The 537-nt window shown below is 54.6% G+C and carries 2 pseudogenes; both read left to right on the top strand.

The features are described from left to right. Positions 1-259: pseudogene (locus tag AWB83_RS35725) on the top strand (IS630 family transposase); the annotation flags it as partial. A gap of 5 nt (positions 260-264) precedes the next feature. Then, a pseudogene (locus tag AWB83_RS35720) lies at positions 265-506 on the top strand (DUF6429 family protein). Positions 507-537 lie beyond the last annotated feature (31 nt).

Genomic DNA, 537 nt, shown 5'->3' with positions numbered 1-537 from the left:
TCATCCCCGCTTCCAGGTTCACTTCACACCCACTTCGGCGTCATGGCTCAATCAGGTCGAACGCTGGTTCGCCACGCTTACCGAAAGATACCTTCGTCGCGGCACGCATCGTTCGACGCGCCAACTCGAAGAGGCAATCCGGCATTACCTTGACGTCTACAACGACCACCCGCAGCCGTTCATCTGGAGCAAGTCAGCCGACGACATCCTGGCTAGTCTCGAACGGTTTTGTGTGCGTGTTCAGAAGACCGCGGAATGAATGTCATGAATATCAATACCGACGCGATCGACGAAGCCGCCCTGGCACTTCTCTACCTGACCCTGCACGATCAGTACCGCGCGTGGAAAGGCCTCGACTGGGACGTGCTGAATCGCCTTTACGAAAGGGCTTCATCTGCGACCCCGTCAATAAGACGAAGTCGGTGGTCTTTACCGAGCAAGGGTTATATGAGTCCGAGCGCCTATTCAGACAGCATTTCGTTATCCGGGACCGCACGAACAATTAATGTAACGAACTTATAACTCACCACACTAGCG

The organism is Caballeronia ptereochthonis, from assembly GCF_001545075.1.
Lineage (GTDB): Bacteria > Pseudomonadota > Gammaproteobacteria > Burkholderiales > Burkholderiaceae > Caballeronia > Caballeronia ptereochthonis.
Note: the sequence above shows the minus strand (reverse complement) of the source record. Positions and strands in the feature narration are given on the sequence as shown.